Genomic DNA, 15,234 nt, shown 5'->3' on the forward strand with positions numbered 1-15,234 from the left:
TCGAGCCGCAATCACCGCCACCGCCTTCACGAGACGATTCTGTGACGGTGCGGTGCAGCATGGGTCGATTTGGAAACAAACGGCTGCGGGGATGGGTGGAAATCCACCCATCCCAATGCGGGCAGGATCAGCCGTCGGTAATTAGCATCCGTTTGTCGAGGCCGTATTTCTGCATCTTTTCGTAGAGGGTCTTGCGGGAAATGCCGAGCGATTCATAGACCGGCCGGAGGCTGCCGCCATGCGCGACCAGCGCGCTGGCGATGACGCCTCGCTCGAATTCGGCGACACGTTCCGCAAGCCCGGTCGCCTCTTCGGCCTGCCGCCCGCCATTGTCGAGACCGAGGACCAGACGGTCGGCGGCATTCCTCAATTCGCGGACATTGCCGGGCCAGTCACGCTGGGCAATGTCGGAGGTCACCTCCGGCGGCACGGTGAGTTCGTCACGGCCGTAGCGGGCGGCTGCTTCCCGCACCAACTGCAGGAAAAGCAGCGGAACGTCCGCCCGCCGCTGCGACAGCGACGGCACATGCAGCGTTGCGACGTTCAGCCGGTAGAGCAGATCGGCGCGGAAACGGCCGGCCGCCACCTCCGCCTCGAGATCGACCTTGCTCGTCGCGATGAAGCGGACGTCGAGCGGCACGATCTCGTTCGATCCGAGTCTGGAGATTACCCGCTCCTGCAGCACCCGCAGGAATTTCGCCTGCAGGTCGAAGGGCATGGAGCCGATCTCGTCGAGCAGGATGGTGCCGCCGCGGCCGTGTTCGAATTTTCCGTAGCGCGGCCTGACGGCTCCCGGAAAGGCGCCGGGCTCATGGCCGAAGAGCTCGCTTTCGATGAGGTTTGCCGGCAGCGCGGCGCAATTGATCGCAATAAACGGCCGGCTTGCCCGGACACTGATGTCGTGAAGCGCGCGGGCCACGACTTCCTTGCCGGCGCCCGTCTCGCCGACAATAAGCGTATCGGCATCGCTCGCCCCGATGGCACGGATACGGTAGCGGAGATCCACCATCACTTGCGTGCGCCCGGGCAGCCGCGCCTCGATATCGTCGCGTTTGCCGGCGACTGCCTTCAGCAGCCGGTTTTCGAGCACGAGGCCGCGCCGCTCCATCGCCCGGCGAATGACGCCGGCAAGCATCTCCGCCGTAAACGGTTTCTCGATGAAATCATAAGCGCCCTCCCGCATCGCCTTCACAGCGAGCTGCACATCGCCGTGGCCGGTGACGAGAATGACCGGCACCTCCGGATCGACCTCGCGGATCTTCTGCATCAGCGTCATGCCGTCGATACCGGGCATGCGGATATCGCTGACGACGACCCCGGGAAAGCTATAGCCGATCAGCTCCAGCACATGATCGCCGTTCGAAAAGGTCTCGACGTTGAAGCCGGAAAGCTCCAGCGCCTGCGCCGTCGACCGGCGCAGCTCCTCCTCGTCGTCGACCAGCAGGATCTTCGCATCGTTCATTCCGCCGCCTCCGGCATCAGTCCCGCCGCCGACTGCAGCTCGATGCGGAACACCGCGCCCCCTTCGGGATGATTGGCGGCGGCAAGGCTGCCGCCGAAATCCTTGACGATGTTATAGGAGATCGAAAGGCCGAGACCGAGCCCCTTGCCGACGCCTTTCGTCGTGAAGAACGGATCGAAGATGCGCTCGGCGATCGCTGCCGGCACACCTGGCCCATGGTCGCGCACCTTCAGCACCACCTTGCCGGCCTCCTCGAAGGCCGAAACCTCGATGCGCCTGTCATCCAGCCCTTCCACCGCGTCGGCGGCATTGGAGATGACATTCACCAGCACCTGCTGCAGACGCACCGAACCGGCGCGCACGACCGGCGGTCGTATCCCGAGGTCGAGCCGGAGCTCGGCGTCCGCTGCCTTCAGCCGCCACGCGACGATTTCCAGCGTATCGCGTATCGCTTCGTCGAGAGGGACCGGCCCGAGTTTTTCGTTCGGCTTGCGGGCGAAGTTGCGCAGGTGCCGGCTGATCGATGCCATGCGGTCGATCAGCCCGCCGATCCGCCTTATATTGTCCCGCGCCTCCTCCATTCGCCCGCGGTCGATCAACACGGCGGCACTGTCCGTATAGGTCTTGGCGGCGGCGAGCGGCTGGTTGAACTCATGCGAAAGAGCCGCCGACATCTGCCCGAGCCCGGCAAGCTTGCCGGCCTGGATCAGATCGGCCTGGGTCTGACGAAGCTGCTGTTCGGTCAGCCGCCGCTCTGAGATCTCCTCCTCGATGCGGCTGTTGACGCGGGCAAGGTCGGCGGTGCGCTCTTCTACTCGCCGCTCGAGCTCGCCGCGCGCCTCGGCCTGCAACTGCATGCGCTCGGCAAGCCGCGCCCGCCGCTGGCGAAGCACGGCCACGGCAAGCGCGGCGATGCAAAGAATGAGGAAGACGGCCACTAACGCGGTGCGAGCCTGCGCACGGATGGAACTCGTTTCCATCAGCACGTTCACCGTCCAGTCCTCGGCCGGCATGTAATGTGACAGCACGAGATATTCGCTTGCACCCCGATCACTCGCCAGCGTCATCAGCTCGTGCTGCTCGAAGCGGTGACGCGTTACCGGCAGCGCCGTCAGCCTGGCATTGGCATAACGACGCGAGGCTTCCGTTCGGGCGATACGGTCGGCCGTCAGCGGCAGAATGGCCCCATAGAGCCATTCCGGGCTGCCCGACATGAAGATGATGCCCTCCGGATCGGAGACGAAGATCTTGTATTCCCCACCGCTCCAGGAGGATTCGATCATGTCGATATCGACCTTGAAGACAATGACGCCACGAATATCCGCCTCGACCCTGATCGGCGCCGAGAAATAATAGCCGCGTTTCAGCGAGGTGGTCCCGAGCGCATAAAATCGCGCCTGCCGGCCTTCGATCGCCTCCTGGAAATAGGGCCGGTAGTTGAAATTCTGCCCGACGAAGCTTCCCGGTCCATCGTAATTGCTGGCCGCGATCGTCTCTCCGTCCGGCTTCACAACATAGATGTCCGAGGACTTCAACAGCCCGTTGATCGCCTTCAGGTAGAGGTTGGCGGTCTCACGCAACGCCCTATCGTCGGGGGTGCTGACCAGTTCCTTGATATCGTCGTGATCGGCAATCAGCGCCGGTAGCGCCTCGTAGCGATTGAGATGGCCGCTGAGCGCCGAAACGGCAAGGCGCAATGCTGTTCCCGCCTGCGCCGAGGCCTCCTCCATATAGGCGCGCGTCGCAATCGCGCTTCCATAGGTGAAGAAGGCGAAGATGACGAGCGGCACCACCAAAAGCGCCGCTATCGCACGATATCTCGAAGACAGGTCCGGCTCCTCCCTTTCTGCCTCCACTCCCCAGCAAGGCACGCCCGACGGGCTCCAACTCTAATGATGCGGACGGGGATTTCCAAGGGGCTGCCGAAACTTGACACTCGGGGAGCCGAATGTCCTATTGCGGCAACGCAAGGAGACCCGCTCATGAACGACGACCGGACGCCCGCCGACAGCAAGCTGACCAGTTCCAAGCGCCGCTGGGCGGCGGAGGGCAAATTCCTGACCGGCCGCGTCAGCCGTGCTGAGGCCGAGCGGTTGCCGCCCGGTCAGCACCTCGTCAGGAACTGGCCGGTGCTCGATCTCGGCCAGCAGCCGGTCATCTCCACCGACAGCTGGCGGCTCGATGTCCGCGGCCTGGTCGAAACACCGCTCACCCTCAATTGGGCCGCCTTCCAGGCGATCGAGCAGAGCACAAAGGTCAGCGACATCCACTGCGTCACCACCTGGTCGCGCTACGACAACAACTGGAAAGGCGTTTCGACGCGGAATCTGCTCGATCTCGCCATGCCGAAGCCGGAAGCGGCCTACGTCATGCTGACGAGTTATGACGGCTACACCACCAACCTGCCGCTTGCCGATTTCGCCGCTGAAGACGCCATTCTTGCGACCTCGTGGGAAGGCCTGCCGCTGACATCAGATCACGGCGGCCCGATGCGCCTCGTCGTGCCGCATCTCTATTTCTGGAAAAGCGCCAAATGGCTGCGCCAGATCGAACTGATGCCCGCCGACACGGCCGGGTTCTGGGAAAGGAACGGCTACCACATGTATGGCGATCCGTGGCGCGAGCAGCGCTATTCCGACGACTGAGCCCTCGGCCGCAGGACGCGTCTAAGCGCAAGGACGGCAAGACCGACCAGGGCAGCAACTCCCGTCAACCATGCCATGCTGGCCGGATGAAGCGGAACCTGGCTCCAGCGCGGCTTGATGATGTCGGCGGTGTTGAAAGCCTGGCCGCTGAACCGGCAGGTGATGAGCGCAAGTCCGCGGCGCACCATATCGGCATCGACGGCCGAGATGATTTCGCCCGCGGCATGCGCTTCCCGCGGCATGTCCCGCATCGCCATCAGCACGGCTTTCGTCGCCGCGAGATAGGCATGTGCGCATTCGTTGAACGGACTTTCCTCATCCGTCACGCTTCCCGGCACCCTGCCCCAGATGCAATAGGAATATTGGATCTCGGCATAGTTCAGGATGCGGCGGAACGGCTCGTTCGTATCGACCGCCTGCGATGCGAGTTCGATGATCCCACGGCGATAGTCGGAAATCACCGCCATCTCGCCATGGGAAATCTCCGGGATATCGAGGCCGGCATGGCTGCCCCCGGCGCTGCGGCCGTGGGCAAGGCAATTTCCGGCAATGAAGAGCAGCGTGCCCGCACCGAGAACCAGCCCCCGGGTCAAGCCCAACGGCGAGAATGCAGCGAGCCTACCGGTAGACGGGATCACTGAAATGCCGGCCGCGTCCCGCCTTTGGCGGCAAGGCGCTTTTCCGCCAGTACCCCGAAGGCAAGGCCGAGCACTGCCCAAAGGATCGCGTGCATGCCGAGCGAGGTCGTGCGGAAACGCCAGAGCACCATCGCGGAGAAATTCTCCGGCACCTCGTTGATCGGCGGCAGCAGAAAGAGCACGAGGCCGATGAAAACGAGATAGGCGGTGCCGGCGACGATCGCGCCGTTCCAGAGACCGAAACGCTCGGAAAGACGGCGTGAAAGCGCGACCGCCGCGATCAGCGCGGCAAGCGAGACGACGATCATCAGGAAGAACAGCTCGGTCCTGACGCCGATCGTATCGGGATTGCCGACCGCCGGCGGGTTGGCCGGGTATTTAATGCCGGGAACCAGGACGACCGCCACGAAGGCGGCGATGGCGATGACGGCCGAGGTGCCACGCGCCGAAAGGCTGCTGAAACGGCCGTGGACGAAGGCGAAGGCGAGCGAGAAAAGACCGCCGACGGCGATGCTGTAGGCCATCACGCCGGTGAAAAGGCCGATCCCGGCCTGCGTGGCGCGGCTGACGATTTCGGGTTCAGCAGCTTCGCCGGCCGCCTGCGCGCTCGCCTCCTCGAAGGAGATCGCCGCATCGACCAGCGGCTCGCCGAAGACACGGGCGAAGGCGAAAACGAGAATGCCAGCAATCAGGCCCGCGAGCATGCCGCGAAGCAGAAGATTTCCAACCATGTCAGATTCCCTTAGTGGCAGGGAAAGCCGAGGAGGTGACGGCCGTCATGCACGAATTCATGCACGTACATTCCGTTGAACAGCGCCATCGCGCCTTCCTCGGTGCCGACGAAATAGACGGCTATGAGCATCAGCAGACCGCCGAAGATGGCCCAGGGCAGGATTTCTCCTACGGGGATCGGCGCCGGTGCCGCGACGGGCGCGAAAGTGGTGTCAGACATGTATTCCTCCGGAATGACGCGTTCAGTCGAAAGAGTGCTTGTGCGGCAGGGTCTGACTTCCAGCGCGAAGACCTTCGACACGCTGGTTACAGTGGCGCGACCGCGCCGGATTTTCACCGGCTTCCAAACCCGCAACGCCACGGTTATATCTGCTCGCCGGAGAGACTGTCAACGAAACTTCACCGAGCCGGCAAGGCTCGTCCCCATAGCATTCCGGGAGATGAGATCGATCGTGAATACGCGCCTCACCTGGATTTGCCACGGCGCGACGGCGGCAAGCCGCAAGGCGCTGTTCCCGCTCGACGAACCGCTCGATGACAGGGCAGCCGAGGAGGCCGGCAGGATGGCCGCCCTGCCCCGCGCCGACCGCATCATCACGAGCCCCGCTTTGCGTGCCCGCCAGACCGCCGAAGCCCTTCGTCTTCAAGCCGAAACAGACCAGGCGCTACGCGATTGCGATCACGGCCGCTGGGCAGGCAGGCCGATCACGGCGATCGGGGCCGAGGAACCTGACGATCTCTTGGCCTGGATGAGCGATCCGGAAGCCGCACCGCACGGCGGTGAGAGCTTTTTGGCTCTGCGCAGACGCGTTGCCGGCTGGATGGATGAGCAATCCCTGCTCGCAGGCCATGTGATCGCCATCAGCCACGCAGCCGTCATCAGGGCGGCGGTCGCGCATGTGCTTCAAGCGCCGCTTTCCGCCTTCTGGCTGATCGACGTCGAGCCGCTCGCCGTCCTTCGCATGACCAGCAACGGACAGCGCTGGTCGCTGCGCCTTTAGATGTGGAGCCTTTCCTCGCCGTCAGATCCGAACACCGTGGCCAGGAAAGAGCGGCGCATTAGCGATCCCTGATAAGATCCAGCCTTACGCAAGCAAATCGCGTCATCTCTATTCAACCGGGTTTGACCGGGACTACTTCCTTGTCCCAAGGAGATGGAAGACATGGCATATGACTGGAGTGGGGAACGCACGCGGCGCCTGCGCTTGATGCGTGTCGCGACCTTCATTATCGTCGGTCTGGTCGTCAGCGTTCCGCTGCTGATCGTCACCACCTGATAAAGCGAGACAGGGCGAGCGATGCGGCAGCACGCTCGTCCTCGTTCTTTGCAGAAATGCCAGCTCAACCGTTCAATCCCAAGACATTGCCGGCCTGGATCAGGCCGCAGAACAGCTGCAGCAACGCCATTTGACGCACTGCCGCTGCACCGACGGCACCGCAAAAGTCTATCACCTCCAATAATTCGCCTTCTGGTTTCAACGAACATTTCAGATTTTCGTGATAGTTCGGCGCAGGATGGAGATGGAGAAGGCGATAATGCCGGCGTTTTTCCAAAGCAGGGCCGGACGGCAATGCGTTTCAGTCGTGGTGCTCGGAGTGACGCTCTGGATCCTCGGCGCGCTGTTGCAGCTTGGCGACGGCCTGGTCTCTTTCATGACCGGTTTCAGCAAGTACGGCGCCGACAAGCTCGTTCTGGCCCTCGGCATCGCCGGCGCCATGAGCTTCATCTATTCGGTGCTGCGCATCGCCGACCTGCGCAGGGAAATGGAACTGGGCGTCGCCGCTCAAGTGAAGGCCGATTGGACGGCAACCCACGATCACCTGACCAAGCTGCCGAATCGCTACGCCTTCGAGCGCAAGATCTTCGCACGGCCGGCCAAGAGCGACGAAGCCGAAATCGAGGAATGGAACCACAACGTCACCATCTTCTCCGTCGATCTCGACGGCTTCAAGAAAGTCAACGATCTCGTCGGCCACAAGGGCGGCGACGTGCTGTTGATCGAAGTCGCAAGGCGCATCTGCGCACTCGGCAACGCCGATTGCGTCTACCGCTTCGGCGGCGACGAATTCATTATTGTCGCCTTCGCCCTGACGGCGCAGCGGGAGGAGCGTTTCGCCAAGCTGTTGATTCAGGCCGTGACCCGACCGATTCATATCGATGGCTTTGCAGTCGAGGTCGGGGCCAGCGTCGGCTACGATCGCTGGGCTGAGGGAGCCGAACCGCTGGAGGATGCCGCCCATCGTGCCGACCTCGCCATGTACGAGGCGAAATCACGCGGTCCCAACCATTATCTCGTCTTCGAAACTTCGATGCAGGATAAGGTAACGGAGCGCGCCTCCCTGGAAACCAAGCTGCGCGCCGCGATCGCCAATAAGGACATCAAGCCCTTCTATCAACCACTGATCGACCTGAAGACCGGAGAGCTCTGCGGTTTCGAAGCGCTCGCACGCTGGACGGGCGAGGATGGCATCCACATTCCGCCGCCGGTCTTCATCGATATTGCCGAGGAAACCGGCATGATCACCGGCCTCTTCGAAGATCTGCTCGCCCAGGCCTGCAGCGACGCGCTCACCTGGCCGGCGCATGTCATGTTGTCCTTCAACGTCTCGCCGGTGCAGATGGAGGACAAACTGTTGACCTCCCGCATCCTCAAGGTCCTGTCGGCAAGCCGGCTGCCGGCGCAACGCCTGGAAGTGGAGATCACCGAGAACGCCCTGATCCAGGATACCGCCATCGCCGCCGTCATCCTCGATGAATTGCATGCCGCCGGCATCCAGATCGCCCTCGACGATTTCGGCACGGGCTATTCGAGCCTCGCCCAGCTCGCCCGCTACCGCTTCGACAAGATCAAGATCGACAAAAGCTTCATCGCCACCTATCGCGACGACGAACGCCAGGAAAAGATCGTCCGCGCCATGCTTGGCCTCGGCAGAAGCCTCAACATCAAGACGACTGCGGAAGGCGTCGAGGAACATGGCCAGCTCGCCTTCCTGCTGCAACTCGGTTGCGACATCGGCCAGGGCTATCTTTTCGGAAAGGCGATGCCCGCCGCCGAGGCGGGCATCTTTGTCCGCAACCGGGACGCCAAACTGGCGTCGACGGCCTGACGGCGCTTTTCGAAGACCATGGCAAGGCCGGAACCGGAGCCGACCTCCAGGATCAGTTCCACCGGCAGCACCGCCAGAATGCCGAAGGCGACGGCGCCGCTGGAGGTCAGCACGCCGAGGAAGTTGAAGAAGCCCGACCAGATGACGGCGAATTCCGCCGGCATCGAACGGGTATAGATCACGGTGGCCACCGCATTGGCCGTATCGTGGAAACCGTTGACGAATTCGAAGCCGAGCGCGATCGGCAGTGCAAGGCCGAGCAGGATCCAGGGAACGGCAACTGCGGTTGTCAGGTCGCGGCCGAGTGCATAGGCGACATATCCAAGGCCGCAGAGCAGGACGAGCCCGAAGAGCGGCAAGAACCACTTTCCGGCCGAATTCGAGCTGTGGAGCGGGTGGGAAGCGTCGCTATGAGCCTGGCTGGGGGCAATATCGGCCATTGCATAGGTCCTTATTCCGCTTTGCAAATTTGTCTTTTGTTAATAATTCCGCAGCGTGAAGCTATCGTGACGCCCCGACGGCCGACCTTCTAAGGTACTGACATCGGACGATATTTGCCGTCGCATCTTCCCATGTCCGCGCGTCTTCGGCCTGCCGAGACGATCGCGGCGCGGCGTCAAAAACACGCGGCCGGCAATCGCATATCTTTCCCTCACAAGCCCCGGCGCTAAGTTCCGGTCATCGTCATGCCCGCGCGGAGCCTTTGAAGACATGTCATTGACCGACCTCCTCCTGACCTTCAACGCCGGCTCCTCGACCGTCAAGATCGGCATCTTCTCGATGGCTGGCGCCAAGGCACGGCACATCGGCAAGGGCGTCATCGATCTTCGCGCCGAGCCGCTGTCCCTCGGTCTGAAGAAAGGATCGCAGACCTTCGAGATGCCGTTGAAGGTGGAGGTGACGGAAGACCTGCACGATGTCATCGGCGAGACCTTCGCGCGTCTCGCCGATCATTTCGACGTGGCCGCCGCGCGCGCCGCCGGCCACCGCGTCGTCCATGGTGGCGACCGCTTCACCAAGGCCGCCGCCCTTGATAATGCCGGCATCGCCGCCATCGAAGCACTGACACCGCTCGCGCCGCTGCACCAGCCGCAGGCGTTGCGCTTCATCCGTGCGCTCGGGCATCTGAAGCCGCACCTGGCCCAGACGGCCTCCTTCGACACGGCCTTCCACGCCACGCAGGACGATCTCGTTCGCCGCCTCGCCATCCCGCGCGCGCTGCACGAGGAGGGCATCAAGCGTTACGGCTTCCACGGGCTTTCCTATAAGTTCATCGCCGGCGAACTCGCCCGCAAGGCGCCGCAGGCGGCAAAGGCGGTGGTCGCCCATCTCGGCAGCGGCGCCAGCCTCTGTGCGCTGGACCGGGGCATCAGCCGCGATTGCAGCATGGGCTTTTCAACCCTCGACGGCATCCCGATGGCGACGCGCCCGGGCTGGCTCGATCCCGGCGTCATCCTGCATCTGGCAGGAGAGAGAAAACGCTCCCTGGGCGAGATCGAGGATCTGCTCTATCACCGCTCCGGCCTGCTCGGCGTTTCCGGCATCAGCGCCGACACGCGCGACCTGTTGAAGGATGGCCGGTCGGAGGCGCGCCAGGCAATCGACCTCTTCACGCTGCGCATTGCCGGCGAAATCGGCCGCATGGCGGTAACGCTCGGCGGCCTCGATGCCGTCGTCTTTACCGCCGGCATTGGCGAGCATCAGCCGGAGATTCGCGCCGGCGTGGCGAAACACCTCGCCTGGCTAGGCCTTTCGATCGACGCAAAGGCCAATGCCGCCAATGCTTTCACGATCAGCTCGGGGGACAGCCGCATCTCCGCCCATGTCATTGCCACGGACGAAGAACAGGTGATCGCCGACGAGGCGCTGTCACTTCTTGGCGAACGCTGATCCAGATCAATGGCGCGCCGGCGCTGACGGCTAGAAATGACGTTGAACGCGTTTTCGAACGGAAGAAGCCAATGGAAAAGCATGTCTCGACCGCCGCCCCCCTGACCGATGCCGAACTCAGCCTGATCGACCGCTACTGGCGGGCCGCCAATTATCTCTCGGTCGGCCAGATCTACCTGCTCGCCAATCAGCTGCTGCGTGAGCCGCTGAAACCGGAACACATCAAACCCCGCCTGCTCGGCCACTGGGGCACGACGCCCGGCCTCAACTTCATCTACGCGCATCTCAACCGCCTGATCCGCGCCCGCGACATCGACGTCATCTATATATGCGGCCCCGGGCACGGTGGGCCGGGCATGGTTGCCAATACCTATCTCGAAGGCAGCTATAGCGAGATCTATCCTGATATCTCCGAGGATGCCGAAGGCATGCGCAAGCTCTTCCGGCAATTCTCCTTCCCCGGCGGCATCCCGAGCCACGCGGCCCCGGAAACGCCAGGATCGATCCACGAGGGCGGCGAACTCGGCTACGCCCTCGTACATGCCTATGGCGCCGCCTTCGACAATCCCGACCTGATCGTCGCCTGCATCGTCGGTGACGGCGAGGCCGAGACCGGGCCGTTGGCGGCGAGCTGGCATTCCAACAAGTTCCTCAATCCCACCCGCGACGGCGCCGTGCTGCCAATCCTGCATCTGAATGGCTACAAGATTGCCAACCCGACCGTCCTTGGCCGTGTCGGAGACGATGATCTCCGCCGCCTCTTCGAAGGCTATGGCTACGAACCCTTCTTCGTCGACGGCCATGAGCCGCGCGACATGCACCAGCAGATGGCCGCGACGTTGGACCGGATCTTCGACCGCATTCGTGAGATCCAGAGCCAAGCCCGCAACGGCAAGGCCGCTGACGGCTGCCCGCGCTGGCCGATGATCGTGCTGCGCAGCCCCAAGGGCTGGACGGGCCCGAAGGCGGTCGACGGCAAGAAGGTGGAAGGCTTCTGGCGCGCCCACCAGGTGCCGGTTTCCAACTGCCGCGAGAACGATGGCCATCGCGAAATTCTCGAGCAGTGGATGCGGAGCTACGACCCGGAGGATCTGTTCGACGCCGATGGCCGGCTGAAGCCCGAACTGCGGGCGCTCGCCCCCGCTGGCAGACGCCGCATGGGCGCCAATCCGCACGCCAATGGCGGGTTGCTGCGCCGGGAGCTCGATGTTCCCGATATAAGCGAGTATGCAGTCGAGATCGGCAAGCGCGGCAGCGTCGTGGCCCAGTCGACGGAGATTCTCGGCCATTATCTGCGCGACACGATGAAGCGTAACGCGGCGGCCGCCAATTTCCGCATCTTCGGCCCTGATGAAACGGAATCGAACCGCCTCGGCAGCGTCTTCGAGGTCACCGACCGAGTCTGGATGGAGGATATCGAGCCCTATGACGTCCATCTCTCGCGCGATGGACGCGTCATGGAGGTGCTTTCCGAACATCTCTGCCAGGGTTGGCTGGAAGGTTACCTCCTGACCGGCCGCCACGGCCTTTTCTCCTGCTACGAGGCATTCATCCACATCATCGATTCCATGTTCAACCAGCACGCCAAATGGCTGAAGGTGACGGGCGAGCTGGAGTGGCGAAAGCCGATCTCCTCGCTGAACTATCTGCTGACCTCGCATGTCTGGCGCCAGGACCATAACGGCTTCAGCCACCAGGATCCCGGTTTCATCGATCTCGTCGCCAACAAAAAGGCCGATATCGTCCGCATCTACCTGCCGCCGGATGCCAATACCCTGCTCTGGGTCGGCGACCATTGCCTGCGCACCTATGACCGCATCAATGTCATTGTCGCCGGCAAGCAGCCGGAGCCGCAATGGCTGTCGATGGACGAAGCGGGAAAACATTGCGAGGCCGGCATCGGCATCTGGCACTGGGCAAGCAACGAGGAAGACGCCGTCGCGCCCGACCTCGTCATGGCCTGCGCCGGCGACGTGCCGACCATGGAGACTCTTGCCGCCGTCGACCTCTTGCGCAAGGCCATTCCGGCGCTGAAAGTCCGCACCGTCAATGTCGTCGATCTGCTCGCGCTGCAATCCAGGGACCAGCATCCGCATGGCCTGACCGACGAGGCCTTTGACGCTATCTTCACGTCAGACAGGCCTGTCATCTTCGCCTATCACGGCTATCCCTATCTCATCCACCGCCTGACCTATAAGCGCACCAACCACGAAAACATCCACGTCCGCGGCTTCATCGAAGAAGGCACGACGACGACACCCTTCGACATGACGGTCCTCAACGAACTCGACCGCTACCATCTCGCCATCGAAGCGATCGAGCGTGTCCCGGGCCTGAAGGAAAAGGCGACGGATGCGCTTGCCGCTTTCCGTGGCAAGCTTTCGGAACACCACGACTATGTGCGCGAACATGGCGAGGACATGCCGGAGGTGCGGGACTGGACATGGCCGGCGACGTGAGACATCGGTGACTGACGCCTGCGAATACGCCGCCACCGGATGCCAAAATCCTATCCGCGGTCGAGTCGGGCCTTTTCCGTCATGCGCCAGACTCGCGGCGTTTCGCCGGCATATTTCAGGAAGAATCGCGAGAAGTAGGCGGGGTCGGAGAAGCCGAGGCGGAATCCGATTTCCTGAACGCTGCCCAGTGTAAAGACAAGCTGACGCTTCGCCTCCTCAACGAGTTTGGCGGCAATCAACTCGTGCGGCGTGCTGCCGGTCATCGACCGGACGATCCGGGTGAGATGCGTCGGCGAAACCCCGAGCTCCCCGGCATAGAAGGATGTAGGCTTGTGGGATCGAAAATGCTGCTGAATGAGCTCGCCCAGCATGTCCATCCGTCGCTCGTTTTCGTTTGACGCAAGCTCCTGCGAATTCCCCTCATGAGAAATCCGCGCCGTCAGCCGCAGCACTAAGGCGACGTAGGCTGCCAGGACCTCGTTGCGGCCGCTGCGGCGATTTTCGAATTCGTCGCCCAGCCGTCGCAACGTCTGCATCACATGGGCAGCTTCGGCATCATCAGGATCGAGCGCCGTCAGATGCGGCGTCGCCAGCCATTCGCCGAGATGGCTCCGCTCGCCGGGTGGATGGCTGAGATGGGACTGCAATATGGTGATGACGAGACCGTCGATATCGCGTGAAAAACGAAAGCCGTGATTGAACGCCGGGGGAACGGTGATGACCGCTGGCGGCCGGATGGCATGGCTCCTCGCGCCGAAGATCGCATCGCCCGATCCGGCCTCGATGTACAATATCTGAAAGAAGCTCTCATGCCGGTGCAGCCGGATTTCCCATTGATGCAGGCTGCTCCGGGAGCGAATTGTTTCGCAATGCAACCAAAATTCCGGCGATCGCCCGACATTTTCGCCGTAGAGCTCGTAGGTCGGTATATGTCTGCTCATCAGCTCCCTCCCGCGCCAATGTTCGATTAGTGCAATTTTTAGGCTGGAATGTCCATTGTGGCGATCCGGTCGGTGCGGCAGAATCTGACGAAACGCAAAAAAGAGAGGGAGGACGCGTTGCGAACCCAGGTCGCCATCATCGGTTCGGGACCATCCGGCTTGCTTCTCGGTCAGCTTCTGACCGAAGCCGGCATCGACAATATCATTCTCGACCGCGTCGACAAGGACTACATCCTCGGTCGCGTGCGCGCCGGCGTTCTGGAGGAAGGCACCGTCGGCCTGCTGGACCAGGCCAAAGCCGGAGCGAGGCTGCATGCCGGAGGCCTGCCGCATGACGGCTTCTCGCTCGCCTTCGACGGACGCGACCATCGCATCGACCTCTACGAACTCACCGGCGGCAGGCGCGTCACTGTCTACGGCCAGACCGAGGTGACGCGCGACCTGATGGAGCGGCGCGAAGCAAGCGGCGCCCTGTCGATCTACGATGCCGCTAATGTCACACCGCAAGGTTTCGACGGCCGCTCTCCTTTCGCTACCTATGTGAAAGACGGCGCTGCCAGGCGCATCGATTGCGATTTCATCGCCGGCTGCGATGGCTTTCATGGCGCAAGCCGCAAGGTCGTTCCAGAACGGGCGATCAAATGTTTCGAAAAGGTCTACCCCTTCGGCTGGCTGGGCCTGCTTGCCGACGTGGCGCCGGTCAGCCACGAACTGATCTACGCCAATCATCCGAGGGGCTTTGCGCTCTGTTCGATGCGTTCGGCGACGCGCAGCCGCTATTATCTCCAATGCCCGCTCGACGAGAGGGTCGAGGACTGGAGCGACGACCGCTTCTGGGACGAGCTGAGGCGGCGTCTGCCGGCGCATCACGCCGAGGCGTTGAAAACCGCGCCGTCCTTCGAGAAATCGATCGCTCCCTTACGCTCCTTCGTCGCCGAGCCGATGCGTTTCGGCCGGCTTTTCCTTGTCGGCGACGCCGCCCATATCGTACCGCCGACCGGCGCCAAGGGGCTGAACCTTGCAGCCAGCGACGTCCATTATCTTTTCTCCGGGCTGATCGAGTATTACCGCGAAGGCTCGGATCATGGCATCGACGCCTATTCGCAGGTTGCACTTTCTCGCGTGTGGAAGTCCGTGCGGTTTTCCTGGTGGATGACGACGATGATGCATCGTTTCCCCAATACCGGTGATTTCGACCAACGGATCCAGGAGGCTGAGCTCGACTACCTCACGCATTCCCGCGCCGCCTCGACGGTCCTTGCCGAAAATTATGTGGGATTGCCATTCTGAAACATTGCGGATGAAGGCTGCGCCCACTCGCAGTGAACCGGGTGTTCGAGACGCAGAACCATAACCAAG

Annotated in this window: 13 protein-coding genes, 1 pseudogene and 1 riboswitch; of the genes and pseudogenes, 6 read left to right on the forward strand and 8 right to left on the reverse strand. The window is 62.6% G+C overall.

Annotation, left to right across the window (positions count from 1 at the left end):
- Nucleotides 1-127: 127 nt before the first annotated feature.
- Together J2J99_RS17845 and J2J99_RS17850 are read right to left on the reverse strand one after the other, a co-directional pair.
- Nucleotides 128-1,462 carry a sigma-54-dependent transcriptional regulator gene (locus J2J99_RS17845; RefSeq protein ID WP_168296193.1) on the reverse strand — a complete coding sequence of 445 codons (1,335 nt, stop codon included), beginning with the start codon at nt 1,460-1,462 and terminating at the stop codon, nt 128-130.
- On the reverse strand, nt 1,459-3,333 hold the full coding sequence (locus J2J99_RS17850; protein ID WP_246763143.1) for a sensor histidine kinase: 1,875 nt from the start codon (nt 3,331-3,333) through the stop codon (nt 1,459-1,461). The genes J2J99_RS17845 and J2J99_RS17850 overlap by 4 nt, the downstream gene beginning before the upstream one ends.
- A gap of 111 nt (nt 3,334-3,444) precedes the next feature.
- Between J2J99_RS17850 and J2J99_RS17855 the strand changes: the two genes are divergently transcribed.
- Nucleotides 3,445-4,107: a sulfite oxidase-like oxidoreductase gene (locus J2J99_RS17855; protein ID WP_168296192.1), complete on the forward strand. Its 663-nt coding sequence runs from the start codon at nt 3,445-3,447 to the stop codon at nt 4,105-4,107.
- Here the strand turns inward: J2J99_RS17855 and J2J99_RS17860 are convergent.
- From J2J99_RS17860 to J2J99_RS17870, 3 genes are all read right to left on the reverse strand, one after another.
- Entirely contained in the window at nt 4,092-4,706 is a 615-nt protein-coding gene (locus J2J99_RS17860; protein ID WP_168296191.1) for a hypothetical protein, read from the reverse strand. The genes J2J99_RS17855 and J2J99_RS17860 overlap by 16 nt on opposite strands.
- A 35-nt stretch (nt 4,707-4,741) precedes the next feature.
- Nucleotides 4,742-5,476 carry a CbtA family protein gene (locus J2J99_RS17865; protein WP_168296190.1) on the reverse strand — a complete coding sequence of 245 codons (735 nt, stop codon included), beginning with the start codon at nt 5,474-5,476 and terminating at the stop codon, nt 4,742-4,744.
- An 11-nt stretch (nt 5,477-5,487) separates the two neighbouring features.
- Complete coding sequence (locus J2J99_RS17870) at nt 5,488-5,697, reverse strand: CbtB domain-containing protein (protein ID WP_168296189.1); 210 nt, start codon at nt 5,695-5,697, stop codon at nt 5,488-5,490.
- Nucleotides 5,696-5,851, reverse strand: a riboswitch (adenosylcobalamin (AdoCbl) riboswitch). It overlaps the preceding gene by 2 nt.
- Nucleotides 5,852-5,929: 78 nt before the next feature.
- Here J2J99_RS17870 and J2J99_RS17875 point away from each other — a divergent pair.
- A complete protein-coding gene (locus J2J99_RS17875) occupies nt 5,930-6,478 on the forward strand; it encodes a histidine phosphatase family protein (RefSeq protein ID WP_168296188.1) in 549 nt (182 codons plus the stop codon).
- A 340-nt stretch (nt 6,479-6,818) separates the two neighbouring features.
- On the opposite strand, the gene J2J99_RS17880 is transcribed toward J2J99_RS17875, so the two are convergent.
- Entirely contained in the window at nt 6,819-6,956 is a 138-nt protein-coding gene (locus tag J2J99_RS17880) for a hypothetical protein (RefSeq protein ID WP_168296187.1), read from the reverse strand.
- 57 nt (nt 6,957-7,013) lie between these two features.
- Between J2J99_RS17880 and J2J99_RS17885 the strand changes: the two genes are divergently transcribed.
- Nucleotides 7,014-8,585: a putative bifunctional diguanylate cyclase/phosphodiesterase gene (locus tag J2J99_RS17885; protein ID WP_168296186.1), complete on the forward strand. Its 1,572-nt coding sequence runs from the start codon at nt 7,014-7,016 to the stop codon at nt 8,583-8,585.
- Nucleotides 8,586-8,596: 11 nt separating this feature from the next.
- On the opposite strand, the pseudogene J2J99_RS17890 reads toward J2J99_RS17885, so the two are convergent.
- Nucleotides 8,597-9,025: pseudogene (locus J2J99_RS17890) on the reverse strand (inorganic phosphate transporter); the annotation flags it as partial.
- A 271-nt stretch (nt 9,026-9,296) separates the two neighbouring features.
- Between J2J99_RS17890 and J2J99_RS17895 the strand changes: the two are divergent.
- Together J2J99_RS17895 and J2J99_RS17900 are read left to right on the forward strand one after the other, a co-directional pair.
- Entirely contained in the window at nt 9,297-10,475 is a 1,179-nt protein-coding gene (locus J2J99_RS17895) for an acetate/propionate family kinase (protein ID WP_168296185.1), read from the forward strand.
- 71 nt (nt 10,476-10,546) lie between these two features.
- Nucleotides 10,547-12,934: a phosphoketolase family protein gene (locus tag J2J99_RS17900; RefSeq protein WP_168296184.1), complete on the forward strand. Its 2,388-nt coding sequence runs from the start codon at nt 10,547-10,549 to the stop codon at nt 12,932-12,934.
- Nucleotides 12,935-12,984: 50 nt separating this feature from the next.
- Here J2J99_RS17900 and J2J99_RS17905 read toward each other — a convergent pair whose 3' ends face one another.
- On the reverse strand, nt 12,985-13,875 hold the full coding sequence (locus tag J2J99_RS17905; protein ID WP_168296183.1) for a helix-turn-helix domain-containing protein: 891 nt from the start codon (nt 13,873-13,875) through the stop codon (nt 12,985-12,987).
- A gap of 117 nt (nt 13,876-13,992) precedes the next feature.
- On the opposite strand from J2J99_RS17905, the gene pobA reads away from it, so the two are divergent.
- Nucleotides 13,993-15,165, forward strand: coding sequence for a 4-hydroxybenzoate 3-monooxygenase (gene pobA / locus J2J99_RS17910; protein WP_168296182.1), 1,173 nt, complete (start codon nt 13,993-13,995; stop codon nt 15,163-15,165).
- Nucleotides 15,166-15,234: the final 69 nt, after the last annotated feature.

The sequence above is a fragment of the Rhizobium binae genome, from assembly GCF_017357225.1.
Taxonomy (GTDB): domain Bacteria; phylum Pseudomonadota; class Alphaproteobacteria; order Rhizobiales; family Rhizobiaceae; genus Rhizobium; species Rhizobium binae.

Bases quoted from the DNA above. Each gene is read 5' to 3' on its own strand.
- J2J99_RS17845 (WP_168296193.1), bottom strand. From the start codon at position 1,462: ATGAACGATGCGAAGATCCTGCTGGTCGACGACGAGGAGGAGCTGCGC.
- J2J99_RS17855 (WP_168296192.1), top strand. From the start codon at position 3,445: ATGAACGACGACCGGACGCCCGCCGACAGCAAGCTGACCAGTTCCAAG.
- J2J99_RS17865 (WP_168296190.1), bottom strand. From the start codon at position 5,476: ATGGTTGGAAATCTTCTGCTTCGCGGCATGCTCGCGGGCCTGATTGCT.
- J2J99_RS17870 (WP_168296189.1), bottom strand. From the start codon at position 5,697: ATGTCTGACACCACTTTCGCGCCCGTCGCGGCACCGGCGCCGATCCCC.
- J2J99_RS17885 (WP_168296186.1), top strand. From the start codon at position 7,014: ATGCCGGCGTTTTTCCAAAGCAGGGCCGGACGGCAATGCGTTTCAGTC.
- J2J99_RS17895 (WP_168296185.1), top strand. From the start codon at position 9,297: ATGTCATTGACCGACCTCCTCCTGACCTTCAACGCCGGCTCCTCGACC.
- J2J99_RS17900 (WP_168296184.1), top strand. From the start codon at position 10,547: ATGGAAAAGCATGTCTCGACCGCCGCCCCCCTGACCGATGCCGAACTC.
- J2J99_RS17905 (WP_168296183.1), bottom strand. From the start codon at position 13,875: ATGAGCAGACATATACCGACCTACGAGCTCTACGGCGAAAATGTCGGG.